This is a genomic window from Dendronalium phyllosphericum CENA369 (assembly GCF_016056275.1).
Taxonomy (GTDB): domain Bacteria; phylum Cyanobacteriota; class Cyanobacteriia; order Cyanobacteriales; family Nostocaceae; genus Dendronalium; species Dendronalium phyllosphericum.
The window spans coordinates 1-25837 of sequence record NZ_JAECZA010000009.1 but is presented as its reverse complement, the minus strand read 5'-3'; the positions used below and the strand labels follow the sequence as shown (position 1 = coordinate 25837).

The 25837-nt window shown below is 40.4% G+C and carries 26 protein-coding genes; 20 read left to right on the top strand and 6 right to left on the bottom strand.

From position 1 onward, the window contains the following. Positions 1–409: 409 nt before the first annotated feature. The 4 genes from I8752_RS03960 to I8752_RS03945 all read left to right on the top strand — a co-directional run bounded on the left by I8752_RS03960 (position 410) and on the right by I8752_RS03945 (position 3908). Positions 410–583 carry a hypothetical protein gene (locus I8752_RS03960; RefSeq protein ID WP_214431032.1) on the top strand — a complete coding sequence of 58 codons (174 nt, stop codon included), beginning with the start codon at positions 410–412 and terminating at the stop codon, positions 581–583. Next, the gene (locus I8752_RS03955; RefSeq protein WP_214431031.1) at positions 580–2652 is read left to right on the top strand and encodes an AAA family ATPase; all 2073 of its coding nucleotides are present in this window, start codon (positions 580–582) and stop codon (positions 2650–2652) included. Before I8752_RS03960 ends, I8752_RS03955 begins: the two co-directional genes overlap by 4 nt. Positions 2653–2696: 44 nt before the next feature. Continuing rightward, a complete protein-coding gene (locus tag I8752_RS03950; protein ID WP_214431030.1) occupies positions 2697–3266 on the top strand; it encodes a Uma2 family endonuclease in 570 nt (189 codons plus the stop codon). 168 nt (positions 3267–3434) lie between these two features. After that, positions 3435–3908 carry a DNA phosphorothioation-associated protein 4 gene (locus tag I8752_RS03945; protein ID WP_214431029.1) on the top strand — a complete coding sequence of 158 codons (474 nt, stop codon included), beginning with the start codon at positions 3435–3437 and terminating at the stop codon, positions 3906–3908. Positions 3909–3936: 28 nt separating this feature from the next. Here I8752_RS03945 and I8752_RS03940 read toward each other — a convergent pair whose 3' ends face one another. Then, a complete protein-coding gene (locus I8752_RS03940; RefSeq protein WP_214431028.1) occupies positions 3937–5127 on the bottom strand; it encodes a DNA sulfur modification protein DndB in 1191 nt (396 codons plus the stop codon). 107 nt (positions 5128–5234) lie between these two features. After that, a complete protein-coding gene (locus I8752_RS03935; protein WP_214431027.1) occupies positions 5235–6833 on the bottom strand; it encodes a DGQHR domain-containing protein in 1599 nt (532 codons plus the stop codon). Between the two features lie 293 nt (positions 6834–7126). Here I8752_RS03935 and dndC point away from each other — a divergent pair, with 293 nt between their 5' ends. Continuing rightward, positions 7127–8734, top strand: a complete 1608-nt coding sequence (dndC, locus tag I8752_RS03930) for a DNA phosphorothioation system sulfurtransferase DndC (protein WP_214431026.1) — start codon at positions 7127–7129, stop codon at positions 8732–8734. 11 nt (positions 8735–8745) lie between these two features. Here the strand turns inward: dndC and I8752_RS03925 are convergent, their stop codons facing one another. Then, on the bottom strand, positions 8746–8991 hold the full coding sequence (locus I8752_RS03925) for a helix-turn-helix domain-containing protein (RefSeq protein WP_214431025.1): 246 nt from the start codon (positions 8989–8991) through the stop codon (positions 8746–8748). Positions 8992–9113: 122 nt separating this feature from the next. Here I8752_RS03925 and I8752_RS03920 point away from each other — a divergent pair, with 122 nt between their 5' ends. The 11 genes from I8752_RS03920 to I8752_RS03870 all read left to right on the top strand — a co-directional run bounded on the left by I8752_RS03920 (position 9114) and on the right by I8752_RS03870 (position 17933). Continuing rightward, positions 9114–9296: a hypothetical protein gene (locus tag I8752_RS03920; RefSeq protein ID WP_225895424.1), complete on the top strand. Its 183-nt coding sequence runs from the start codon at positions 9114–9116 to the stop codon at positions 9294–9296. A 193-nt stretch (positions 9297–9489) separates the two neighbouring features. Then, complete coding sequence (gene dndD, locus I8752_RS03915; protein ID WP_214431024.1) at positions 9490–11475, top strand: DNA sulfur modification protein DndD; 1986 nt, start codon at positions 9490–9492, stop codon at positions 11473–11475. Between the two features lie 111 nt (positions 11476–11586). Next, positions 11587–11835, top strand: a complete 249-nt coding sequence (locus I8752_RS03910; protein WP_214431023.1) for a hypothetical protein — start codon at positions 11587–11589, stop codon at positions 11833–11835. Continuing rightward, complete coding sequence (locus tag I8752_RS03905; protein WP_214431022.1) at positions 11832–12179, top strand: type II toxin-antitoxin system PemK/MazF family toxin; 348 nt, start codon at positions 11832–11834, stop codon at positions 12177–12179. The genes I8752_RS03910 and I8752_RS03905 overlap by 4 nt, the downstream gene beginning before the upstream one ends. Positions 12180–12209: 30 nt before the next feature. Continuing rightward, on the top strand, positions 12210–12596 hold the full coding sequence (dndE, locus tag I8752_RS03900) for a DNA sulfur modification protein DndE (protein WP_214431021.1): 387 nt from the start codon (positions 12210–12212) through the stop codon (positions 12594–12596). A gap of 45 nt (positions 12597–12641) precedes the next feature. Next, positions 12642–14099, top strand: coding sequence for a DNA phosphorothioation-associated putative methyltransferase (locus I8752_RS03895; RefSeq protein WP_214431020.1), 1458 nt, complete (start codon positions 12642–12644; stop codon positions 14097–14099). A 142-nt stretch (positions 14100–14241) separates the two neighbouring features. Then, positions 14242–15534 (top strand): AmpG family muropeptide MFS transporter, encoded by a 1293-nt coding sequence (locus I8752_RS03890; RefSeq protein ID WP_214431019.1) that lies wholly within the window; start codon positions 14242–14244, stop codon positions 15532–15534. Next, positions 15519–15932, top strand: coding sequence for an ABC transporter permease (locus tag I8752_RS03885; RefSeq protein ID WP_214431018.1), 414 nt, complete (start codon positions 15519–15521; stop codon positions 15930–15932). Before I8752_RS03890 ends, I8752_RS03885 begins: the two co-directional genes overlap by 16 nt. A 295-nt stretch (positions 15933–16227) precedes the next feature. Then, entirely contained in the window at positions 16228–16416 is a 189-nt protein-coding gene (locus I8752_RS03880; protein WP_214431017.1) for a hypothetical protein, read from the top strand. A gap of 19 nt (positions 16417–16435) precedes the next feature. Next, complete coding sequence (locus I8752_RS03875) at positions 16436–17014, top strand: GNAT family N-acetyltransferase (RefSeq protein ID WP_214431016.1); 579 nt, start codon at positions 16436–16438, stop codon at positions 17012–17014. A gap of 160 nt (positions 17015–17174) precedes the next feature. Then, complete coding sequence (locus tag I8752_RS03870) at positions 17175–17933, top strand: HEAT repeat domain-containing protein (protein WP_214431015.1); 759 nt, start codon at positions 17175–17177, stop codon at positions 17931–17933. A gap of 146 nt (positions 17934–18079) precedes the next feature. On the opposite strand, the gene pirA is transcribed toward I8752_RS03870, so the two are convergent. After that, positions 18080–18235: an arginine synthesis PII-interacting regulator PirA gene (pirA, locus tag I8752_RS03865; RefSeq protein WP_214431014.1), complete on the bottom strand. Its 156-nt coding sequence runs from the start codon at positions 18233–18235 to the stop codon at positions 18080–18082. A gap of 111 nt (positions 18236–18346) precedes the next feature. Between pirA and I8752_RS03860 the strand changes: the two genes are divergently transcribed. The 4 genes from I8752_RS03860 (at position 18347) to dprA (ending at position 21907) form a co-directional block, all read left to right on the top strand. Continuing rightward, complete coding sequence (locus I8752_RS03860) at positions 18347–19177, top strand: SAM hydrolase/SAM-dependent halogenase family protein (protein WP_214431013.1); 831 nt, start codon at positions 18347–18349, stop codon at positions 19175–19177. 53 nt (positions 19178–19230) lie between these two features. Then, the gene (locus I8752_RS03855) at positions 19231–19887 is read left to right on the top strand and encodes a DUF2301 domain-containing membrane protein (RefSeq protein WP_214431012.1); all 657 of its coding nucleotides are present in this window, start codon (positions 19231–19233) and stop codon (positions 19885–19887) included. Next, positions 19887–20564 (top strand): YdcF family protein, encoded by a 678-nt coding sequence (locus I8752_RS03850; RefSeq protein WP_214431011.1) that lies wholly within the window; start codon positions 19887–19889, stop codon positions 20562–20564. Before I8752_RS03855 ends, I8752_RS03850 begins: the two co-directional genes overlap by 1 nt. 221 nt (positions 20565–20785) lie before the next feature. Further along, on the top strand, positions 20786–21907 hold the full coding sequence (gene dprA / locus I8752_RS03845; RefSeq protein ID WP_214431010.1) for a DNA-processing protein DprA: 1122 nt from the start codon (positions 20786–20788) through the stop codon (positions 21905–21907). Between the two features lie 143 nt (positions 21908–22050). On the opposite strand, the gene trmFO is transcribed toward dprA, so the two are convergent. Both trmFO and I8752_RS03835 read right to left on the bottom strand, forming a co-directional pair. Continuing rightward, a complete protein-coding gene (trmFO, locus tag I8752_RS03840) occupies positions 22051–23370 on the bottom strand; it encodes an FADH(2)-oxidizing methylenetetrahydrofolate--tRNA-(uracil(54)-C(5))-methyltransferase TrmFO (protein WP_214431009.1) in 1320 nt (439 codons plus the stop codon). Between the two features lie 274 nt (positions 23371–23644). Continuing rightward, positions 23645–25159 carry a calcium-binding protein gene (locus I8752_RS03835; RefSeq protein ID WP_214431008.1) on the bottom strand — a complete coding sequence of 505 codons (1515 nt, stop codon included), beginning with the start codon at positions 25157–25159 and terminating at the stop codon, positions 23645–23647. Positions 25160–25837: the final 678 nt, after the last annotated feature.

The window sequence follows — 25837 nt, the reverse complement described above, 5'->3', positions numbered from 1 at the left end:
GAAAAAAATATTTATGCAAGAGGTCTATGGATAAAATATCAAGTTATTATATGTAGCAAACAACCAGATTTCTAACTTTTCTTAATAGTTGGGAATATTTTTGTAAATTTTTTCCTGATGTTTGATAACGGAAGCATCAAATGTGAAAAAATAATTAGATATCAGGTTTAATTTTAATATAATGGAGTATTAGCCAAATTTTTAAAATTACAACTGCCCCATTATAATAGCTTAGATAAATATAAGTATATCAGGAAATATCTCAAAAATAAAGCTTTTTTATCAAAATAATTTGAAAATTTCTAGCTATAGTTTCTAGAATATCAAAATAGTGAAAATCGTAGCTTTACCGATGTGAGGACAGGAATAGAGACAGTTAGAATAGAAAAAAGCTATTTAAAAAACCGAGATGTCACAAGAGGCAAATATTGATGATGTTCAGGAGCCAATTAACAGCGCTCCGCCAGAAGTGCGACAAATTATTGAGCGGGTATGGCAATTAGAAAAAAGCAGGCTAGATAAGAAAAGTCTCGGTCATATTAATGATGATATTTTGGCAATTGTGAAGGAAGCAGTGCGATGAAGCTGACTTCAATCAGATTGTGTAATTTTCGCTCTTTTTATGGTAAGACACCAGAGATTATCTTAGCAGGGAGTGATACTCAAAACACGACAATTATTCATGGCAATAATGGTTCTGGTAAAACCAGTTTGCTGAATGCCTTTACGTGGGTATTATATGAGAAATTCAGTGCGGCGTTTGCCTCAACAGAACAGTTAGTAAATAAAAGAGCGATCGCAGAAGCCAAAAACGGGCAAACTGTAGAATGTTGGGTACAAATTGGCTGGGAACACGAAGGTAAACGCTACAACGTCAAACGTCAATGTCAGGTTTATAAAAATGAAACTGACTTCGACATCGGCAAAACAAAATTGTTGATGCAAGTGGCTGGAGATGATGGCAGGTGGTATTTTCCACTTCAACAACCAGAAGAAATCATTGGGCAAATTTTACCTGCTAGCTTACATCAATATTTTTTCTTTGACGGCGAACGAATTGAAGAGATAGTTCGTTCTGATAAAAAAGCGGAAATTGCTGAAGCAACGAAGATTTTTTTGGGTGTTGAGGTAATTAACCGTGCAATTAGACACTTGGGAGAAGCTAAAAAAAGTTTAGAAAATGAATTAAAAGCTATCGGCGATTCAGAAATCAAACAACTGTTAAAACAACAAGAAAAAATTGAACGCGACATAGAACGCATCACCAAACGACAAACGGAAATTCAACAAGAATTAGAATATCAACAAACTTTTAAAAAAGAGACAAGTAACCGTTTACGAGAACTCAGTGCTGCCAAAGAACTGCAAGAAAGACGGCAAGAGTTAGAAAACCAGAAAATATCTAATCAAGAAACTCTACGACAAACAAAAGAAGCACTAAAAAAAATCATTTCTGCACGAGGTTACACCGTATTACTTTCGGAAACTACAACACAATTCCGCGAGATTATTCACAATTTAAAGCAGCAAGGTGAGTTAACCTCTGGAATCTCGCGGGAATTTCTCAATGAATTGTTGAAATCTCAACGTTGCATTTGCGGTGCAGAATTAACAGAAAATAGTCATTCTCATGCGAATGTGAAAATCTGGTTAGATAGAGCAGGTTCTTCCGCAGTGGAAGAAACGGCAATTCGGATGAGCGCTCAAGTTGATGAAATTGATAAGCAAGCAATTGCCTTTTGGGAAGAAGTTGACAGAGAACAAACCAGAATTAATCAATTACGACAAACGATATCTCAAGTAGAAGGCGAACTAGATAACATTCAAGAACGGTTGCGAAAAGATGCTAATGAAGAAATTAGCAGCCTGCAAAAACGGTTAGATGAAATTGAGGCTAAAATCGATGAATCAAACCGAGAACAAGGTGCAAATCAGCAGCAGATTGTTAACTTGAAAGGTGAGATTGATAACTTAAGTAAACAAATTGCCAAGCAAAAGCTTAATGAAGACAGGCAATTATTAGCACAGCGACGCATTAATGCAACTCAAGATGCCATTGAACGGCTAACTGAAGTCAGAAACCGCCAAGAAAAGCAGTTTCGCATCCAACTAGAAAAGCGCGTACAAGAAATATTCACTGAAATCTCTTTCACACCATATATTCCTAAAATCAGTGATAAATATGAATTGACACTAGTAGAAAATACAGCTGGTATGGAAGCAGCAGTTGCAGCTTCCACAGGTGAGAATCAAATTTTGAGTTTATCTTTTATTGCTAGCATCATTGATAGAGTGCGGGAATGGAGTGAAAAGCGAAAAATGCTGATGGTTCCCGACAGTAGTAACTTTCCAATTGTGATGGACTCACCATTTGGCAGTTTGGATGAAATTTATCGCCGTCAAATTGCTAAAACAATTCCTAAACTAGCAAATCAGTTGATTGTGTTGGTAACTAAGACGCAATGGCGGGGTGAAGTTGAAGAGGAAATTGCAGATAGAATTGGTAGAGAATATGTGTTGACGTATTATTCTTCTAAGCAAAATTGCGAACAAGATTATATTGAATTGGGTGGAGAAAGATATCCTTTGGTAAAGCAAAGTCCCAACGAGTTTGAATATACAGAGATTATCGCAGTTGAACGTAATAAGTAAAAATCGAAGAGTGATTTTGTACATAAATAAGAAGGAATAAAGTTATGGTTGCGAGTCCAGACAGTAAGTATATGTCTCCCCAGGAATATCTAGAATGGGAAGAACGCCAAGAAATTAAATATGAATATATTGATGGTGAAGTTTTCGCCATGACTGGGGGTACTCTTCCTCATACGACGATTGCTTTAAACTTAGCTTCAGCGTTAAAAATTCACCTGCGAGGAAGTGCATGTCTTCCCTTCATGGCAGACGCGAAAGTAGGCATATCAGAAAAGGGGCCTTTTCATTATCCCGATGTTGTGGTGAGTTGTGATGAAAGGGATAAACAAGCAATTCAATTTCTCCAGTATCCTTGTTTAATTGTCGAAGTTCTTTCTCCTAGTACAGAAGCTTACGACAGAGGTCAAAAATTTACACGGTATCGTCGCATTGAGACTTTGCAAGAATACGTCCTCATTGATGCTGAAAAAGTTGGTTTAGATTGTTTTCGGTTAAATGACAGAGGACTTTGGGAGTTACATCCTTATGAAGAGGGGGATGAAGTTCATTTAACCAGCGTTGATTTCCACTTTCCCATATCTTTGGTGTATGAGAATGTTCAATTTCCTGTTTAAGTAGACTATGTGATTGTGCGTAAGATTTTGCGATCGCTCAACAAAGACTTTGCTGTAAAGTCTTGGTATAAAATAGTGAGGTTATAGGGGCGTAGACACGAAGTGGCTTGCCGCTAGGCATCGCTTTTAGCTTCGGTTAAGATGGCTACAAAGTAGATATTTAAATCAATGGCTGAAACTGGCAGAATCAGGGTTGCTAAAGATAAAGCAGATTTAGTAAAAGCGTTAACATCTTCCGATGGTGGTACAGGCCCTTTTCAAACCTTCGCTGATGTAATTGTATTTGCAGCAGCCTTGGGCGCAAAGCATAAAAAGCGTGTACCTTTAAGCGAAATTTCTAAACGAGAACCATCACCAATAAGGCTAGAATATTTTGCTTCAGTAGGAAATGATGTGGTGATTAAGTTATTAGGAATGACTGAAACGCAAGATATTAATATCTTATCCATTCATGAAGAAGAATATGCAAATCAACGCAACAGTATTTTTGAAGAGTATGCTAACGGTGGACTAGAAATATTACAAAATGAGTTGCGTGGAGCAGTTGATTACTCAGAAAGAATTTTATTATTTCTCAGTTATGAACGAACTCATAAAGATGAAAAAGAAGAGGAATTTGATCTCACAAAATTCCTCTCTTAGAATTAGACTATTTTGAATGGGAGTATTTTTATACCCATCCTAATTTATCTTTTACGGTTCTCACTGCATCAATTACTGCATTTGCACCAGTAGAAAGTTTGTAACGCTTATTTGGATTTTTAGGATTTGGGTCTATCCTAATTAAATTATTTACCCAAATTTCATTATTTTTTGTCCAACCTATCTGTGCAAGTTGAGAAACTTTTGCATCATCAAAATAATTTCTATTTTTGTCATAAGTGAAGTGAAGCAAACGTCCTAGAACTTCGAGTCCCACACTCACACCTAATAGACATTCATCTTTAAATCTCTTTAACTCAGCAGAAGTTAAAATATTTGCATCTGTTTCAGAAATATGTTTTGTGTCACTGCACTCAAAGAAAAACTTATTAAGACAATTAGCTAAAGCATTAGATAAAATTTCTACATTATTGTCTTGAAGTTCGGAATCAGGACTATTAGTAAAAGCACAACTCACAGCCCTTGCTATATAATTATTTGTGTAAATAAATTTCTTTTGAATACGCGGAGAATCTTGAATTTTGTCTGTTTTGTTATAAAACATTTTTACATGTTTTACCATTTTTTTAGTGATCCCAGCACGTCCTTCAATTTCGCTAAATGATAATAAAAGAGCTTTGCCTAATTGTTTGGTTTGAGCCATATCCCCAAAGTCTTTTCTACACTGATCGGAATCTTCTTCTAAAACCAGGGTAATTGGAAAATCATCATCACGAATTAAATAACTTGCATCACCTTCGAGCAATTTTTGAATAGCACTCTTACGATGTTGCCCATCTGTAATTTCTAACTTTTCTCCACGAGGAATAACAACTATACAAATACCCCTACCCAATTCAATAATTTTTATTTTATCCGGAGACACATTTGCTGTCAGCGTGCCTAAAATCCAAGGTTTATCCTTTTGAGCTTGTTCTATAATATAGTTTTTGATATCATCAGCATGGCCTGGAATTTCTGGACGTTGTTTACCTGATTCAGGATCATCGTCAGTAGCAGGTTTAGCTACTAAAAGTGCAGGAAAATCGGCAGCAGGTACATTTATTTGTAACATAGTACGCTTACCCTGCCTAAAAATTAGCGCTGGATAGCAACGCTCACGATGATATTTAGAAAAAACAGGTTCCAGAGAAGCAGTGAAGGCAGCTTGAATTTCTGGTGGAATGGTATTAGCACTATCCTGGTTCACGTTAACCATAAAAGCAGTTGTATAATTTAAGTCAAGTATTTATTATACTATGCTGCTTTTAAGCGGGTTGTAATCAGTAAAAACCCTACTGAAATTATCTTGTTAGATCCAGTAATTTATATAAGCAATGGAAGTCCCACCTCTTTTGGTTCGACAAATTCACCATCAAAACCTATAGTTTTATTTTCTACAGTTCTTGCATTAGCCAAGGCCTTACGTAGATCAGCTACTTCCATTGGATCTTGAAGTCCACCCAGGATATAAATTAATAACTTAGTAGCTAAATCTCTGCCAGAGACTTGTACCCGCTTTTTATTAGAATCATACAAAATTCCATACCAGAGAGATTGAGGATATTCCATACCAGTAAAACCGCCTTGCTGGTCAAACTTTCGCAACTTCTTAAAAATGGTGGATAGAGAAAGACCTTTTTTAAATACTAAAAATCCTAAAGCTTGTGCTAAAGCAACTTGCGCTACAGGACGGAAAAGTATATTGGCTTCACCGCCACTCTTTTCAAAACTAAATCTTCTCAAAATAGGTGTATCTTCATGAGCCAAAATCTTATAACTAGGTAAGCTTGCCAAGTTATCAAAAAGTTTTGTAAACTCGTCAATTCCCTGTTCAATTTCTTCATTTTCTGGACGCATAGGAATTAAACCTTTTTCAAAAGGTTTCCAATGCGGAAACTTGTGACCCAGATATCTTTCTGACATATCTTGCAATGCTTGCAACGTTGTCAAAACTGTAGAATTTGCTGCTACTGTTGAACTATTCCAATTCACGCGAGGGTTTCGATTTAGTTTTTGTTCCAAAAGTGGGTGAGTAACCGCAACTTTTCGCGCCACAATTGCAAAACCATCATCTTCATTTAATTGTGCTAATTGACCTTTAGTTAAGGGTGCAGCCATTAGGTTGACATGAACAAAAACTGACCTCACCCTCCGCCTTGCTTCGGTGCGAGTCTCTCCAGCACTAACTGCACAGATGAACTCAATACCAATTTTTTCTTTAGGTAAGCCTTGTAAATAAGCAGGATCTACTTGATATTGATCTATTAAATCTGACACTGTAATAAAACTATCATCAGCAGTTTTATCCTTTTTATACCGCTGGAGTTTGCCAGTTTTAATTAACTCCATTAAACCCTGAACTCCCATAAGCCGATGTTGACCATCTAGTGCATAAATGGTCACATTCTCTTCAGAAACATTAAGTAAGCCGACCTTACCATCTTTATCTAGAGGTATAAAATCTGTAGTAGATTTTGTAGCGCGTTCTTCACTATTCCACTCAGATGCTTTAGGGTCATCAACCCAAGGTTGATTGATTACCACTAGCACGGGAGGAAATTTATGGTTTTTTCTAGCAGCCAAATACTGAACTAAGGGTGCTTGACGCGACCAGTCAAGGGGACGCTGTTGAATTTCATCAATACTATCTGCATCAATTTCGATGTTATCAGTCTCTGGATTGTATTTTTTTTGCAGCAGAGGTAAACCAAAGGCGAAATGAACCCTACCAGCGAACCATTCTAGGGTAACGGAACCTACATAAGCTTCACTTCCGCCCATCTCAGTTTTTTGAACGAGAATCTGGTCTTTTTTCTCTAAAAACTTTTCCAGCAGTAAGGATAAGACTTGTTTATCCTTGTTCTCTCGTTCTAAGTACTCTCTAGCTATGTCAGTATTTAGGTCAAATGTACTATCTTTCATGTTAGTTTTTGAAAACTGTAGCCTATAAAATAAAAACTTTATAAAAAAATTAGATGATAATTGTAAAATTTTTAAAAATTGCAGTAAATATATATAGAGTCAATCAAATATTTACGGTTTAAAGCAGGCTCCTCAATTTTTGATCCTCGAACCAGAGGAATGTAGCTAAACAAACCAATTTAGCCTACACGGAATTAAATCCGTGTGGGCTTGTCTTGCCTGTTTAGCCAGGAATTGCATTTGCTTAGATGTAATACATGAGGTGACATTCTTGTTTTCAGAGGTAGGGATAAATGAGTACAGCAGCACAGCCAGAAAATAAAGATCAGCAGAAACGTACTGTATCAGAGTTACTGGAAGATATCCAAGCTCTGACCACTGAAATTCAAGAATTGTATTGTTTGGATGCAATACCTTGGGTTATAGGTTATTCAGGTGGAAAAGATAGCACCGCTACTTTACAGCTGGTCTGGAATGCGATCGCAGGACTCCCAGAAGAAAAACGAACTAAAAAAATATACGTTATTACTACAGACACACTGGTAGAAAATCCAATCGTTGCTGCTTGGGTACGCAATTCTTTAAAACAAATGAAATCTGAGGCTGAAGCTCAAGGATTACCATTTGAACCCTATCTGTTGCAGCCAGAAACTAAAGAGACATTCTGGGTGGGTTTGATTGGCAAAGGATACCCAGCACCGAGGGGAAAATTTCGGTGGTGTACAGAACGCCTCAAAATCAATCCCTCTAATCGCTTTATTCGTGATGTTATCCGAGCCAGCGGTGAAGCTATCGTTATATTAGGTACTCGCAAAGCTGAAAGTACAAATCGTGCTAGTAGAATGAAAAAATTTGAAGCCAAGCGGGTACGCGATCGCCTTAGCCCTAACATGAATTTGCCAAACTCTCTAATTTATAGCCCTATTGAAGATTGGCAAAATGATGATGTTTGGATTTATCTCATGCAATGGCAAAATCCTTGGGGATACAGCAATAAAGATTTATTCGCCATGTATCGAGGTGCTTCTGCTGATAATGAATGTCCCTTAGTTGTTGATACTTCTACACCTAGCTGTGGTAGCTCTCGTTTTGGTTGTTGGGTGTGTACGTTAGTCAGTCAGGATAAATCTCTGGCCGCTATGATTCAGAATGATGAGGAAAAAGAGTGGATGCAACCTCTACTCGATTTTCGCAAGGAATTAGATGCGGAAGAAACCCGCGATCGCCGAGATTTTCGTCGCAGAAATGGAGATGTCCAACTGTATGAGCGTAATTTAGAAGGTGAAATATCTATTGAGCCTATTCCTGGCCCTTATCTAAAAGAAGCGCGAGAACATTGGCTCAGACAGTTATTGACTGTTCAAAAACGAATCCGTCAAACAGCACCTGAAAATATGCGCGACATCACACTGATATCCTTAGAAGAACTCAGTGAAATTCGACGTATTTGGTTGGAAGAAAGACACGAATTTGATGATAGCTTACCCCACATTTATGAAGAAGTAACTGGTGAAAAGTTTAAAGATCCGCGTCCTGGAGCGGATCAAAAATTACTAGGTAGCGATGAATGGGCTGTGTTAGAAGAAATTTGTGCTGATGACAAAATGCACTTAGAACTCATGTCAAAACTTTTAAGCACAGAATGGCAATTCCGTAAAAAAACAAAGCGTGTGGGAATTTACGACTCTTTAGAAAAATGTTTTAATACTAGTTCCCGTTCTCCCGAACAAGCAATTAGAAACGCTCATTTAAAACGTGATTTAAGAGAAGCTGTTAGTCAAGGTGATATTGCAACAGTAAGAGAAAAAGTCAAGCAGCTGACTTTGGGCGATGCTGTAAATGAAAGTCAGAGTGAACACTCTTCGCAGTTAACTTGGAGAAACATAAAATTTAAAAAATAGCGTACAACTCTTTAAGACTGTTTTTCATCCTCGTCAGGATCTCCCAAGTACAGCCTGATAAAATCTTCTGCTGCGGCTGGATTAATTTTCTTGAGTGCATCACGAATTTCTAGCACTGCATCAGCTACTGGATCTGTCATCTCATTAACCCATCGGTGAACGTTTGGCCGTCCTGTTCCCATCGTCACTGCTAACTTGTTTTGGCTGATGCCGTAGATTTCTAACACTTGTTTCAGCGCTTTACCTGCTTTTCCCATGCCTTTGATTTTGTCAAAGGCTTCTAACCTAGTAAATGTTCTGTATATGTAACAAACAGTGTAAGATAATCTTGTTACATAAACGTAACAAGATTATCTTACCAATAAACAGGTAAATCCTAATGAATACAAGTTTTCTAGCAAACACTTTTCCTACCACCGCACCGCTGGTTTCGATTAACGACTCTATACAAACAACACCAGATAGAGAGTCTGTAAAAGTAGTACTTTATGGTTCTAAAAAAGGTGTAAACAACACAATTCTGACTTTATACAAACTTGGTTTCGCCGAAGTTAACGAGTGAAGTCCTTTATTACTTAGTTCTAACCCTGGTGAAGTTATGAGTATTTTAACTAGGTACATTCTGACAAACTGACTAGATTTCAGCTAATGAAAAATATGGTAGGGTGGGCAATGCACACCCTACAGAAAATTTTCGCTGACTAGAAATTGCAATAGCACAAACAAAACCCACTGGCAAGGGTTAAATATAGATAATGATATTTCTAGAACTCGTATTAGAAAATTTTGGCCCTTACTCTGGCAAACAAGTAATTAATCTTGACCCAAGAACTGAGGAAAATCCTCGCCCAATTCTTCTATTAGGTGGTATGAATGGCGGCGGAAAAACTACTCTCATGGATTCTATTCGTCTTGCGCTATATGGGCAACGCGCCCAATGCTCTACCCGTGGTAATCTGAGCTATGGAGATTTTTTGAATCAATGTGTTAATAGTAAAGCTAACCCTACCGAAAAAACACGGATTGAATTACTTTTTGAACACATTGAAGGCGATAAACCAGTAAAATATCGTATTGTACGCTATTGGACAAAAAACCCTAAGGATGGTAAAGATACACTAGGAATTTTAGGTGATAGTGATACATGGCCAGAATCTTTAGTAAATATTTGGGATGACTATATAGAAAATCTGTTACCTTTAGGAATTTCTAACTTATTTCTTTTTGATGGCGAACAAGTTAAAGAACTGGCAGAACAAGAAACACCACCACAAGTAGTAATAGAAGCTATTCGCGGATTATTAGGACTAGAATTAGCAGATAAATTAGCAGTTGATTTAGAAGTTTTAGTCAACCGCAAGCGTAGAGAAATGGCTGATACTAAAGATTTAGCCAACCTAGAAGAAATAGAGAAAAGGTTATTACAACAGCAGGAAGATTATCAAAAAGCAGAACAAGAATTAGCTAGTTTTAAAAATCAAATTGAAGAATTAGAGACTATCCAACGAGAAGCCTTAGATAAATTCGTATCTGAGGGTGGTAAAATCGCCGCAGAACGCAGTCAGTTAGAAGAAAAACAAAAAGAAAAAACTACTGCATTAGAAATAATTCGTCAGTCGTTGTGTGAATTAGCTGCTGATATTTTACCTTTAGCGTTAATTCCTAATTTATTAAGTCAGGTACAAGCACAGGGAGCAAATGAATTTCGTAATCAGCAGGTACAACTTGCGAGAGATGTTTTGCTTGAGCGAGATCAACGCTTACTTGAATGGCTAAGTAAATTAGCGATCGCCTCAACAAAAATTGATAAAATTCAATCATTTTTAACCGAAGATATAGATAATTTATATGCAAATTCGCTCCAAGCTGAAGCACCTTGGCTGTTAGCTGACGAGGAAAGTTTGAGTCAACTAGATAACGTGAGATATCATTTACAGAACGCTCGCAATATAGCAAAACAGAAGTTAGATAATCTCAAGAATCTAGAAGAAGAAATTATTACCTTAGAAAGACAAGTGCAAACAGCCGCAGAACCAGAAGCTTATCAAAAGCTGCGCGATGCTGTGGATACAGCCCAAAATGAAGTTGTACAAGCTAAAGCAAATTACGAAACAACTCGCCAAAAATTAGCAGCATTAACAGATGCAATTGAAATAACGAAAAAAGAATTAAACGATTATACTGAAAAAAATATAAAACATAAAAATAGAGAACATATCATTACTTCAGTCTCTAAAGTTCAAGAAACACTTAAGGTTTTTCGGGAAAAATTAACGCTGCGAAAACTCAATAAATTAGAAGAAGAAGTGAAGAATTGTTTCCTCTACCTACTGCATAAATCTGACTTAGTATTTCGCATTGCTATTGATACTAAAACCTTTGCTTTATCTTTGTTCGATTTCGATGGGAAACCAGTTCCCAAACATCGCCTGTCAGCAGGGGAAAAACAACTCCTGGCGATCGCATTCCTCTGGGGATTAGCCAAAGTCTCCGGTCTGCGCTTACCCGTAGCCATCGACACACCCCTCGGTAGACTCGACTCTTCCCACCGCAACAACCTAGTAGAAAAATACTTCCCAGCTGCTAGCCATCAAGTAATTCTCCTTTCTACTGATACCGAAATTGGTAAAAAAGAAGTCGAAACACTGCGTAAAAATGAAGCGATCGCCCGCGAATACCTTCTCAAATACGACTCCGCCACCCGTCAAACAACAGTGTTAGAAAATCAATATTTTTGGTAGGTTAAGAAAGTGGGCGATGTCTAACGACAAGCCGCTGCGCATCTACGCTATTTTATTTAGCTTGGATATTTTCAATATATATAATTAACCTTGGAAAGTAGGTCGTAAAATATGAACTCACCGGATTTACTAAAAATAGAACGCGAACTAAGTAGTTTTTCATTAGAACAACTAGAATGGCTTTTAGAACGTATCACAAAACAAGTGCAAACAAGGAAGCAATTAGAGAATTTTAAGAACGTTGAATATATAAATGAACAATTAGTTACAATGGCTAATGATTTAGATATCCAAGCAGAAATTACCTTTATCAATGATGAATTTAGTGTTACAGAAATGGATGGTTTAGAAAAGTTGTGAGCATCGAGAGAGGACAAATTTATTTTGTCAATCTTAATCCAGTACAGGGACGAGAGCAAGCAGGAATACGACCAGTTTTAGTATTATCTATAGACACTATCAACCAGTTACCTTTGGTTGTGACTGTAGTCGTAGGTACGAAAGGAACAAATATTAAGCGTAATTATCCAACCAATATACGAATATCTTCGAGTGACAGTGGATTGTTAATAGAAACAGTGTTTTTATGTTTTCAGATTCGTTCTCTAGATTCAAATCGCTTTCCTGCTGACCCCGCTGGCAAAATTTCTGACTCCAAAATGCTTGAAGTTGAAACTGCGGTTCGCTACTGTTTGGGTTTATGAGTAAAAAGTACCTCAATTTTTAGCAATATTATGGAATCGCCAATTGAAAGAATTAAACTTTCCCAAACAGCCAAAGACCAACTCCTCAAACTCAGACGCAACACCAAAATCGACCAATGGAATATCCTCTGCCGTTGGGCATTTTGTCGTTCCCTAGCAGAACCAACTCCACCCTCACCCGTACCAATTCCCCAAGATAGCAACGTCGAAATGACTTGGCGCGTCTTTGGCGGCGAAATGTCTGATATTCTTCTCCTCGCCCTCAAGCAACGCTGTCACAATGACGGCTACTCCACGGACAAAGAAACCCTCGCCACCCAATTCCGCCTACACTTGCATCGCGGTATCGGCTACCTAGCAGGCGATCCAAATATCAAGAAAATTGAAGATTTAATTGAACTGGCTATTAAAGATTGAAAGGATATTAGTTAACTGTTAACTCTTGACTGTTAACTGAATATTATGCCTGAAGCGTTAGAAATCGAGCGTCACAGAGCTGCGATCGCTCGCACTGACATCTCCCGCCCTGTACGATTGGCAATAGAATGGTCAATTTTGAACCAAGATAGCACCTTTTTTGACTACGGCTGTGGCTACGGTGGTGATGTCGAGCGAGTCGCAAACTTAGGCTACACCAGTGCAGGCTGGGACCCTTATTACTACCCCAATACACCAATTACTACTGCCGATGTAGTTAACCTGGGTTACGTCCTCAACGTTATTGAAGACCAAGAAGAACGCCGCCAAAGCCTCATTCAAGCCTGGGAACTCACCCAGAAAGTTTTAATTGTCGCAGCTCAAGTACTAATTAACGCTCCCAGTAAAGCCCAGTATGCTTACAGCGATGGCATTGTGACTTGCCGCAATACTTTTCAGAAATATTATGAACAACAAGAACTTAAAATTTACATTGATGAAGTTTTAAATGTAGATGCAGTGCCGGTGGCGCTAGGAGTCTACTTTGTTTTTCGCGATGAAACTGAAAAAGAAAACTACAAAGCTATCCGCTTCTTTTCTCGCACTTCCACGCCGCGAGTCCGCATCCCTACTAAACGGTTTGAAGACTACCAAGAAAAGTTAGTACCACTGATGGACTTTTTTACCAAACGTGGCAGATTACCTATCAAAGGTGAATTAGCAAACGAACAAGAATTACTAACTGAATTTGGTAACTTCCGCCGGGCCTTTGCTATAGTTTTACAGTCCACCGATGAGGCAGAATGGGATGCGATCGCCTACCGTCGCTCTTTAGATATCCAAGTTTATCTGGCCCTCACCCACTTCGCTCAACGCCCAAAATTCCATCAGCTAGCGCCAGAAATCCGTCATGATATCAAAGCTTTTTTTGGTAGCTATGAAGAAGCTTGCCAAGTAGCCGACCAAAAACTTTTCAGCCTAGGTAATCCCAGAGTTGTGCAGACAGCTTGCGAAAAAAGTAAAATCGGCAAACACACGCGCGGTGCGCTTTACGTTCATGTTTCTGCCTTGGCAGCACTCGACCCCTTACTGCGAATTTACGAAGGCTGTGCCAGCCGTACCATTGGGCGCGTAGATGGAGCGACATTAATTAAATACTACACAGACCAACCGCAAATATCCTATCTTTTTTATCCAGAATTCGATAATGATCCCCATCCAGCCTTGAAAGCAAGTATAACTATTGACTTAAAAACTCTCTATATAACTCATAGAGACTATGAAAATAGAGCAAATCCGCCCATTCTGCACCGCAAAGAAAATTTTGTAACTAGCAACTACCCGCGCTATGAGGAATTTGCCAAACTCACGCAACAAGAACAGGAATTAGGACTGCTCAAACTCAAAAGCGAAATTGGTACTCGCCAAGGTTGGGAGAAATGCCTTGCCGCACACGAAGTAGAAATTAAGGGGCATCAGGTTTATTCTATTAAAAAATCTTAAGGAATAATTGCACTGTTAGAGCATTTCTGATGTGTATCTTAGTAAAGAAAATCTTAGCAGGTTTGGATGCTTGCACGAAATTATATAGCAGTTATGGCAAGATAGCTGCTATTCACCTAGATAAAAAGGAATCCTCAAGATTGTGGAAGCAAATAAATCGCTGCTTAGAATTTTTGGCAGCCCAAAGATGGGAGCATTGTTATTTCTAGGATTTTCATCAGGGTTGCCGTTGTATCTAACCAGTCAGACATTACAAGCATGGTTGACCAAAGAAGGAATTGGTTTAGCAGCGATCGCCGCTTTTAGTTTAGTAAAACTACCCTATTCTTTAAAATTTCTCTGGTCGCCTTTATTAGATAGATTTGTACCGCCTTTTTTAGGAAGGCGTAGAGGCTGGCTGGTAATTACACAAGTAGCATTACTATTGGGTATTGCGGCAATGGCTTTGCAAAACCCATCCCAAGGGCTACAACCTTTAGTAATTGCTGCGGTAGCCGTTGCTTTTTTTAGCGCTAGTCAAGATATTTTAGTTGATGCTTACCGCACTGATGTAGTAGAAATCACAGAAAGAGGTGCTGGAGCATCTATTTACTTATTAGGCTATCGCCTTGCCATTTTGGTGACAGGTTATGTCGCCTTGTTTTTAGCAGACAGAATGCCGTGGCAAGCGGTGTACTTGTTAATGTCGTTATTAATGCTGGTTGGGGTGGTCAGTTCTATTTTTGCACCAGAACCACAAGAGCGCGATCGCCCACCTCAGACTTTATCCGCCGCCATTAAATTACCCTTTATTGAATTTTTCCAGCGTCAGGGCTGGCTGCAAGGACTTTTAATCCTAATTTTCATTGTGATCTACAAGTTGGGGGATTCTTTATTGAAAAATGTATCTACCCCATTTTTATTAGATAAAGGCTTACATTTCACTCAAACCGACATAGCGTTTCCTGGTGCATTGGGAATTTTCGCCACTATTATCGGAACTTTGGCAGCAGGAGCAATAATCACCAAAATTGGTGTTAATCGCTCGCTTTGGATATTCGCTATACTGCAAGCTGTCGGTAACTTGGTTTTCTTTGCTCTCGCAGTGGTAGGTAAAAATTACTATTTAATGTTAGCTGCTGTAAATATAGAACAATTCTGTGCCGGTCTAGAAACCGCCGCTTTTGTAGCATTTTTGATGAGTCTTTGTAACCAAAGCTTTTCAGCTACCCAGTACGCCTTACTTTCGAGTTTGCAGGGTTTTAGTAGAGATATTCTCACAGCTCCAGCCGGTACATGGGCACAAGCCACCGGCTGGCCAACGTTCTTTGCGCTGACAGCAATCGCTGCTTTGCCAGGATTGCTATTATTACCATTCTTTGCCCCCTGGAGTCAAAAACCAGTATTATCCAGACCAGGACTTGAGGAAGAAGAGGATTTATGGGGAACCAAGTAGTTATTGTTGTCGGCACATTTATTCTCTTACTTACTGGTTTATTACTTGGCTACGTTCTCTCACAGTTAGTTCTAGGATTTCTCACATTTAATCTTCTAACTCTTTTTGGAACGCTCAGTCTGATTTTAATTTTTGGTACACTTTATTACGTTTTATTTTGGCAATTAAAGAGAGAACAGTCGCAAGTATTGCCAGCACGAAGAACCACTCAGATAAATGAAAACATTAACGAGAGCATCTCTGAGAATAATCTTAAAAACAAACTAATCGCTAAGTTAGGAGGTGATGTTGCAGCAGCCGAACGGTTAATCGAGCAGGCAAAACTAAATTATCCAGATATGCCAGAAAGCTGGTATTGCGAAAGAGTCCTTGATGATTTAGAGCGCGATCGACGGTAATTCCTAATTCGTAATTCGCTAGGGGCACAAGGTCTTGCGCTCCTACTCTTTCTTCAATACATCGAACTCAATTTGTGTAATACCATTTCACCAAATAAATGATACAAATAATTTCTCCCCTGCTCCTCTGCTCCTCTGCTCCCCTGCCCCCCTGCGACCTATTCGTATCAAATTTAAAGTGAAACGGTATAACCTGATGTTTCTCGGCTCAAAAAGTCGCTAAAATTAAGTTAAGAAAAATTTATAAATTTTCAGCTAGGTTTTCAAAAAGAACCTAGCAATTTTCAATCTAAACATGGCTATTTTCCGTCAATACATTGCCCCACTACTCGTAGTCTTGGTATTTTTATTTGCTTTAGTGGCAGTTAGCGCCCGCATATTTTTACCCTCTGACATGGCAGCCCCCGCACCTATTGAAGAAGTAGGAGGGAATTTTTCACCCACTCATGTCAAGCCACCAGTAGTAAATGACTCAGCTAGTTAACTAAACATAAGCAACTAAAGTGTCTGAGCAACTGCTACCGGAGTACTTTATTCGTCGTGGCTCAACGTTAGAGCGATCGCTGCTAGTAAAGTTTATGCAGCGCAGTTACCAGTATCTATTTCCAGACCAAGATTTTGCCCACCTAGCACGAACAGTCGAGCAATACTTCTCCAGGGACACACCTTTGTGGTGGGTGGAATTGGAGAGAGCTGGGGAAGAGGACACGGCGACACAGGGACGGGGAGACGCGGGGAATTTATTCCAAACACTCTCTGCGTCCCCCCGTCTCCCCCTCTCCGCGTCCTCTTCTCCCGTCGCTTGCCTCTGGGTGGGCAATGCCATAGACCAAGTTCAAGGCGATCGCCACGCTCATATTTTTCTGCTTTACGTCGAGCCAGAACATCGGCGGCGGGGTATTGGTACGGCTTTGTTGCGATATTTAGAAAATTGGGCAACTCAAAGAGGCGATCGCCAAATTGGATTGCAAGTGTTTCAATCCAACCAAGCAGCTTTAAATCTTTACAATCAGCTAGGCTATCAAACCCAATCTCTGTGGATGGTAAAATCACTCCATACTAATAAAAAAACTGGTGCATAATTAGCATCCTATAGCGCGTTAGTTATAGCAATTCTCCTGCGGATAAAAGTCAACTAAATGGCTACAGAAAGTGTACAATAATTCAGTTAATGCCTATCAGGCTTTGACTTATTGACGTAGGGGGTTACATAGAAATCCCAATTGGGTATGTAAGTGAAATATGTATGACGAATACGATTTAAGCCTACTCGATGTCGAGTCAGAGCTAGAAAGCCCCCTAGATAAAATGGAGCCGCTTACTGCTGAATCGGAAGTAGCAAAGCCAAATCCAGAAGTGATGCTAGCTCTTTTAGAAAATCCCCAACCGCAGCAAAGAATGTTAGCGGCTCGTGCTTTCTGTGATATTGAAGATAGGCGAGCTATTCCCCATCTGATTCGTTTGTTAACTGATACCTGCCCATTGGTGCGAGTTAGTGCTGCTTATGGTATCGGTCGTAATCCCAGTCCCGATGCAGTAGAACCCTTAATTGCCCAACTGAATCGAGATTGGAATGGCTATGTGCGTAAAGGTATTGTTTGGGCTTTAGGAAACTGCCGCGATCGCCGTTCTTTAGCACCCTTAGCAGATGCCCTCAGAACTGATATTTCCGCAGTACGTTTATGGTCGGCTAGTGCCTTAGCACAGATGGCAGACGTAGGTTATGAGGCAGTTGTAGGGGCTATACCATCATTAATTGAAGCTTTAGTCCAAGACCCAGTAGCAGCAGTACGGAGTAATTGCGCTTGGACAATTGGGCAATTGTGTAAAGAACTACCTTCTAATATAGTTTATGCCACAGCGATCGACGCACTGATTCAAGCCTTCGCTGAAGACCAAGATTTAGGAGTGCGCGAAGATGCCAAAGCCTCACTCTTGGGCGTAGGCGATCCTCGTGGCTTGCAGCTGATTGAAACTCTAGAACAAGAAGGTTGGTTTTAGGAGACTGGTGATTAGGGACTGGGGACTGGGGACTAGTGATAAATTACTCTTAACTCTTAACTCAGCACTCAGCACTCAGCACTCAAAACATAAAACCCGCCGAAGCGGGTTACACACAACAAAACTACGAACAACAAACTATTGATTTAGCTGAAATATCTAATTTCTGCTTCTAGTTGACCAACTAGCCTTTCATCACCTTTTGCTTTGGCAACTTCCAAGCGATGCTCTATGTTTCTTTGAATATTCTGTCTATGGGTTTCTTTTGATTTGCTGATAACTTGAAATCTATTTTGGCTCATAGTGCTACCTACTTTAATGGTTCCGTTTATGTCTTCTTTTCCTAACATAACATATATTTTGTAGCTGTTGCTACAGAAAAATCTGAATTAATATAATTTAACTCTCGAATCATGTCAAATAACCAGAATTTAGTGGCTCCACAATGGCAGGAACCTTCACAAGCAAGATTTCTCACACTGTTGAGCGATTTTGGCGATCGCGATGTGTATGTAGGCGCGATCAAAGGAGTCATAACTCAAATCAACCCCAAGCTGACAATAGTAGACTTAACGCATCAGATTCCGCCACAAGATATCGTCGCAGCTAGGTTTAGCCTGATGAATGTTTACCCCTATTTCCCGACGGGAACTGTACATGTAGCGGTAGTAGATCCGGGTGTGGGAAGTAAGCGCAGAGCGATCGCTGTAGAATTTGCTCAAGGGTTTTTAGTAGGCCCAGATAATGGCATATTTAGTGGAGTATTAAGTCAAAGTCCTGCGATCGCAGCAGTGGAACTTACAAATCTTAATTATTGGAGAACCCAACAACCTAGTAAAACTTTTCACGGTAGAGATATCTTTGCACCAGTAGCGGCGCATCTTACCAGTGGCGTTCCTCTCAAACAGCTAGGACAAGAAATCGAGCCAGCGACTTTAGTTAAGCTAGATATCGGCGAATGTAAAAAGACTGCAAACGGTGTGGTGGGTTGCATTCAATATATTGACCACTTTGGCAACTTAGTGAGTAACATTCCAGAGAGTTACGTGCGAGGTAAAACTTGGTACGTGCAAGCTGCTGGGTTGACGATACCAGGGGGTGAAACTTACAGTGATGTCAAAGCTGGGGAAGCGATCGCTTTAGTGGGTAGTCACGGATGGATAGAAATTGCTATTAATAGCGGTAATGCCCACTTACAGTTACAAATCAACTTGCAAGATGCTCTATCAGTTATTAATCATTAATTATTAGACTAGGTACTAGAGAATATTTCCAATTCTGTTATCACTGTTTTTTTATGACTACGCAAACAATAACTGCACCAGAAGTTTATCAAGGTCAATTTGGGGAATTTACAATTACTCAAAGCGATCGCACTGGCGTGATTATCTACCGCGCTGGGTTAATGGTGGCTGCACTTAGCTTTGCCATAGGCAGTGCTTTGGTGTTGTTCAACAATAATTCATCCGTTTTCACGGTACTAACGCCTCTGTACGCTTGTTTTAGTCTTGCTCTTGGTGTTAGTTTATTCACCATTCATATTTATATGGCATCGCTGCACCGAGCGTTGCAAGTTTTTTGGGCGATCGGTAGTCTGACATCAGTAGTACTGGCACTGTATAGCAGCGAACCATTAGCTGTCACCGTTTACAATCAGCCCGTTACCTTATTTGGATTAGGTTTTACTTTTGTTGCTTTGACAGGTATTTATTTCAAAGAAGCTTTTTGCTTCAATCGTTTAGAAACAAAATTCTTAACTTTCATAGTTCCACTATTATTGTTAGGACATTTAATAGGGATTTTACCAACTCCAGCAGAACAAGTTTTATTAGGAATTTGGGCAATTTTATTTTTAGTATTTGCCCTGCGTAAAACAGTACAAGCAATTCCTCAAGATATTGGAGATAAATCTGTGTTTGCTTATTTGAAACAACAGCGTTCAACTAAGGTTTAATGCAGAAAAATCCTCAAGCTCAAAAACTCCCACAAATCAGGCTAATCAAACGCCAAGAAATATGGACGCTTACGGCTCAGGGATGGTTATTGTTCCTGGCAACTTCTACTGCTTCAATGTTTTTTGCGATCGCTCATTTATACCCATTTCTTGCCGTAACCTCCCCAATTGAAGCAGCAGATATTTTAGTTGTTGATGGTTGGATATCAGACTACGCACTAGAACAAGCTGCTGCTGAATTTAAACGTGGTTCCTATCGCCAATTAATTACTTTAGGAGTTACTGTAGATAACGGTTATTATTTGGCTGAATACAAAAATTTTGCAGAAATTGCCGCAACCACTCTTAAGAAACTAGGTGTACCACAAGAAAAGATAATAGCTATTCCTACCCCTAATGTAGTTAAAAATCGTACCAATGCATCTGCTGGGGCATTACTTCAATGGATAACAGAGTCAAATTCAACCATAGAATCAATAAATTTATTTACAACTGATGCCCACGCTCGCAGGAGTTGGCTGATACATAAAAAAATACTTTCTCCCAAAATTAAAGTGGGTATAATTTCGGCTGAACCACCGTATTACGATCCAAAGAAATGGTGGAATTCTAGCGAAGGGGTGCGGGTAATTATCTCTGAAATCATCGCTTATCTTTATGCTCTATTAGTTAATTAGAAAGTTTAAAAGTCAGTTGTCATATCAAGTTCGCTTAATTACTTATAATTCAAAATTCTCCGTGTCTCCGCGTCCCCGTGTCTTTGCGTCAACCCTAATTATAAGCATTCATCCGAACATGATATTAGTTGTTTTATATTCCTCTGCTCCTCATTTCCCATATACATCAACAGAGCAACCTAAAATGGGAATACTCAACCCAGTAGGGTGAGGACTCAAAAGTGGCAGAAGAACGTGCTTATTGGTTGGCTTGGTCGCAAATTTCTGGGATTGGCCCGGTATTGCTACGACGATTGCAACAGCATTTTGGCACGCTAGCAACCGCTTGGAAAGCTACTAAGCCTCAACTAGGAGAGGTAGAGGGTTTTGGTTTTCAGACATTAGAAAAGGTAGTACAACAGCGATCGCATCTGCATCCAGAACAACTACTCACCAAGCACCAGCAAGAAAACCCTTATTTCTGGACACCAGCAGATACAGATTATCCTCGCTTGTTGCTAGAAACTCCCAGTCCGCCACCACTTTTGTACTATCGCGGTGAAGTTGAACTGCAAGAAAATCTCGGACAAAAACCTTTAGTTGGCATTGTCGGAACTCGTCAGCCCTCAGATTACGGTATTCGTTGGACTCGCCAAATCAGTACAGCTTTGGCGAAAAATGGCTTTACAGTTGTTTCTGGGATGGCAGAAGGAATTGATACAGAAAGTCATATAGCTGCCATCAAAGCTGGTGGAAGAACGATCGCAGTTTTAGGTACGGGAGTTGATGTTATCTATCCACACAAAAATCGAGATTTGTACAAACAGATTTTAAGTGCAGGGTTAGTCGTGAGTGAATATCCAGGCAAAACCCCGCCAGATCGCACTCACTTTCCCCGGCGTAACAGAATAATTGCCGGATTAAGCCGCGCCATTTTAGTAATGGAAGCACCGTTAAAATCTGGGGCGTTAATCACGGCTACCTATGCAAATGAATTTGGTAGAGATGTCTATGCATTACCTGGGAGAATAGACGATCGCCCATCTCAAGGCTGTTTAAAATTACTCAGTCAAGGTGCTTCTTTTATTCTCAAAGAATTAGACGAACTTTTAACAATGCTGGGAGCGGTTCCCCAACTTGATGTAGTTGCAGCTTCACCAAAATCAGAACAATTAACCTTACCAACTTTATCGCCAGAACTACAACAAGTAATGGATGCGATCGCAGTTGATAATTTGTCCTTCGATTTTATTGTCCAACAAACGGGTATGAATGCTGGCTCAGTTTCCAGTGCCTTATTACAGTTGGAACTCATGGGTTTAGTGTTGCAACTACCAGGAATGAGATATCGTACTAATTCGTGAATTGGTATTACACCTCTACACTCATTTTCAAGACAGTATAGCCGTAGTCACACCCTTTAGGACAATTGCAATTGCCCAAAGCCTTACAGCAACCGACTCTTGTACAGACGCGATTAATCGCGTCTCTACTTTTGACTCAGCACTCAGCACTTTGCTATATCTTTCCAATTTGCCAAATCGGCCAAAGAGCGATCGCGATAACGTCCGTAACGCTCTTGTTTATTTTTGATTTTCGCGCCCAGTTCTGGCAAAATTCCAAAGTTAGGCGGCATCGGCTGGAAATGTTTGGGTGAAGCGGAACTGATAAACTCAAATAGCGCCCCCATCATTGTTGTTGCTGGTAAAGTCAAAGGTTCTTGGCTCAAAGCTAGCCGCGCGGCATTTGTGCCAGCTAACAAGCCGCCTGCTGCTGCTGCTGTGTAGCCTTCAGTTCCAATTAACTGCCCAGCAGCAAATAAAGTCGGACGTTGTTTAAATTGCAGTGTAGGATGCATAAGTTGAGGAGCATTGATAAAGGTATTGCGGTGCATCACTCCCAACCGGACAAATTCCGCCTTCTCCAAACCTGGAATTAGCTGGAAGACTCGCTTTTGTTCGCCCCAACGCAAGTTCGTTTGGAATCCTACCATATTCCAAAGTTGACCGGCTTTGTCTTCTTGTCGCAACTGCACCACAGCATAAGGACGTTCTCCAGTGCGACTGTCAGATAATCCCACTGGCTTGAGGGGGCCGTAACGCATTGTGTCTTCCCCCCGGCTTGCCAATTCTTCAATTGGCAGACAAGCTTCAAAAAATTTTGCCGTTTCCCGTTCAAAATCTTTAAGTTCTGTTTGTTCGGCTTGACAAAGTGCTTCCCAGAACCGCAAATACTGCTCTTTATTCATGGGGCAGTTGAGATAAGCTGCTTCACCTTTGTCATAGCGCGATGCCATAAAAGCAATGTCGCGGTTAATCGATTCTCCTACGATAATCGGACTAGCCGCATCAAAAAAGCTGAGATATTCCATTCCCGTCAAGCGGCGCAAATCTTCTGCCAAATCGGGGCTGGTTAGAGGCCCAGTCGCCAAAACTACAATTCCTTCAGGTAGAGTTGGCACTTCGCCGCGGCGGAATTCAATTAAAGGATGGTTAGATAAAGTTTCCGTCAAATCTTGACCGAATTGACCTCTATCTACAGCTAACGCGCCACCAGCAGGTACGGCGTGTTCGTCAGCTTTTGAGATGATGATAGAACCAAGTTGGCGTAACTCTTCGTGCAATAGTCCCGCCGCGCGATCGCTTGCCATTGCCCCAAAGGAATTACTACACACCAATTCCGCCAAATGTTCTGTATGATGGGCGGGACTAAAACGTTTTGGCCGCATTTCATGGAAAATTACAGGTACTCCAGCCTGGGCTATTTGCCACGCTGCTTCTGTCCCAGCTAATCCACCTCCAATCACTTGTATCGGTTGTTTATCCATAGTTAATCAAAGTGTTAATCCTAGTCTATTTCGTAAGCCAGTACGGTCTTGGGGCGATTCCAAGACCGTACTGGCTACTTTTTAGTTTTGAATTCTATTTTAGTAGGACTTACGCACTGAAGCCTGAAACATAGATTTCCCCACTACCCCCTTTTCAAGGGGGAAAAATTTCTTAAAGTCCCCCTTTTTAAGGGGGATTTAGGGGGATCAGATAATTTGTGTGTACACCGTAGCCTTTTTAAGGGGGTTGGGGATCTGAGTGCGTAAGTCCTGTTTAGATACTAAATGTAATACCAGGAGTTATCGCAGTTAAACTCACATCCTCAGCCACAGCAACAACATCGCCGGCAGTAGCCGAGCCAAAGTAGATGACCGTATCTAAAATTGATGAGTCATTCACACCTGTAGAAGTACTAAAGTTTTGCTTGACGAATGTGTAATCGCTAGCAGAACCACGCAGAAATATCTCGTCTTTATCTTGTACAGAGAAATCTATAATCACGGCATGACCAGCTTTTCGATAGCCGTCTCCGATTACAAACTCGTCAGCACCAGAGGGAACAATTCCAGCCGAAACTCCTCCTCTTAAAATATCTACTTCTCCACTGTTAAAAGCACCGAAACCATCAAGGCGATCGTTGCCCCCGCCTCCGACAAGAGAATCATTGCCAAACGCTGAACCAGTCAGTACATCATTGCCGCTACCAGCTAGCAACGTATCCCCGCCACCGCGACCATCAAGAAAAAGGTTTTGTGTGGCGCGACTGGCATCTATACGATTGCTGCTAGCACCTCCTTGGATTTGCACAGTTTCAATACCTTCGAGGGTGTCAGTACCCGTAGCTGAGTCGTCTAGATTAGCAAAGGGGCCAAATTTGCCACCTTTAAGTTGGCTTTTGTTTGGGTCATTGACAAAGGTAAACAGTTCAAAGTTATTGTCGCCATTGATGAATAGGAAGTCGTCGCCTACTCCCCCGATGTAGCGGTCATCACCTGCTCCATCAACAGCACCATCAACAAAATTATCTCTTCCTGTTCCACCTTGGAGCAAGTCATTCCCCGCTCCACCATTAAAACTATTGCCGTCATTTCCACCTATCAGGGTATCATTACCATCATTGCCACGCAGGAAGTTAAATCCTGCTCCTCCTACAATGCTGTCGTTACCACTGCCACCATAAATTTGGTCAAGACCACGGCTACCGATGATGGTATCATTTCCTGCACCACCAGAGAGATCGGTTCGATCTGATAATAAAGCTTGAGACGCATTAATCGTGTCATTACCGGAAGTACCAGTGAGCTTAACACGCTCAACTTCAGAAAACTGATGCGTTAAATTACCGACAAATAGCCGATTGTTAGTCAAGAAATAATTTGAGGCTCCCTCAACGCGCAGCTCGTCATTACCTGCACCGCCAATCAAAGTATCGCCAATATCGCCGACACCAGGAAAGTTACCATTTTGAGCGATCAGAGTATCGTTACCCGCACCGCCATTGAGGAGATTGTTTCCAGTCCCACCAGAAAGGCTGTCATTGTCGTCGCCACCATTGAGAGTATCGTTACCCGCACCACCATCAAGGGTATCTCTGTTAGATCCACCATCGAGGAAGTCGTTACCAAGTCCCCCCAATAGAGAATCATTGCCAAAGTTGCCTAATAAAGTATCGTTACCCGCGCCACCATTAACTGTATCGTTACCTGTTAAAGCATCGATTTTATCGTTTGCTCCATCAGCGATGATTTTGTCGTCAGCAGGGGTTATAGTTCCACTAATAATCGCCATAATTGTGAGTTTCCTTTGATTATGAGTTTGTGTATTATTTACTTGGTTTGGAATTTAGACATTTCAACAAAGCTATATTTGTTCCAAACCCAATAACTGTTGTTGCTGTTATTACTAAATTGCCTTTTTCACTCACAAACGTAAATGTGGATAATTTAAGGAGTTTGATGCCACAAAGTTGAAGCACAAAAAAGCTTAATTAAGGTTAAGTAAGAAAATTTAAGGAGAGCAGGATTTACGCAACTAGCACAGGCGATCGCTTGGGATTCTCCATTGAAGCTGAGTGTTGCAGCAAGCGATGTCTACGACGGGCTACGCCTACGCCTTTTTAATTAAAAAAGTGGCAGCAAACATCTTCAAAGTAGCAAAATTCAACATCAGAACTCGGAACACCGAGATTGAAACTCGAAACTCCGTGCTTGGAACTTGAAACGCCGAGATTAGAACTCGAAACTCCGTGCTTGGAACTCAAAACGCCGAGATTAGAACTTGAAACTTTATGCTTGGAACTCGAAACGCCGAGATTGGAACTTCAAACTTCGTGTTTGGAACTCAAAACGCCGAGGTTAGAACTGCGATCGCATCTTTTTTTTGGTAAGCGATCGCTCTTTTTGAATATCAACTCGCCATAACTCCCTCATCTCCCTCATCCCCTCCATCTCCCCCATCCCCCTCATC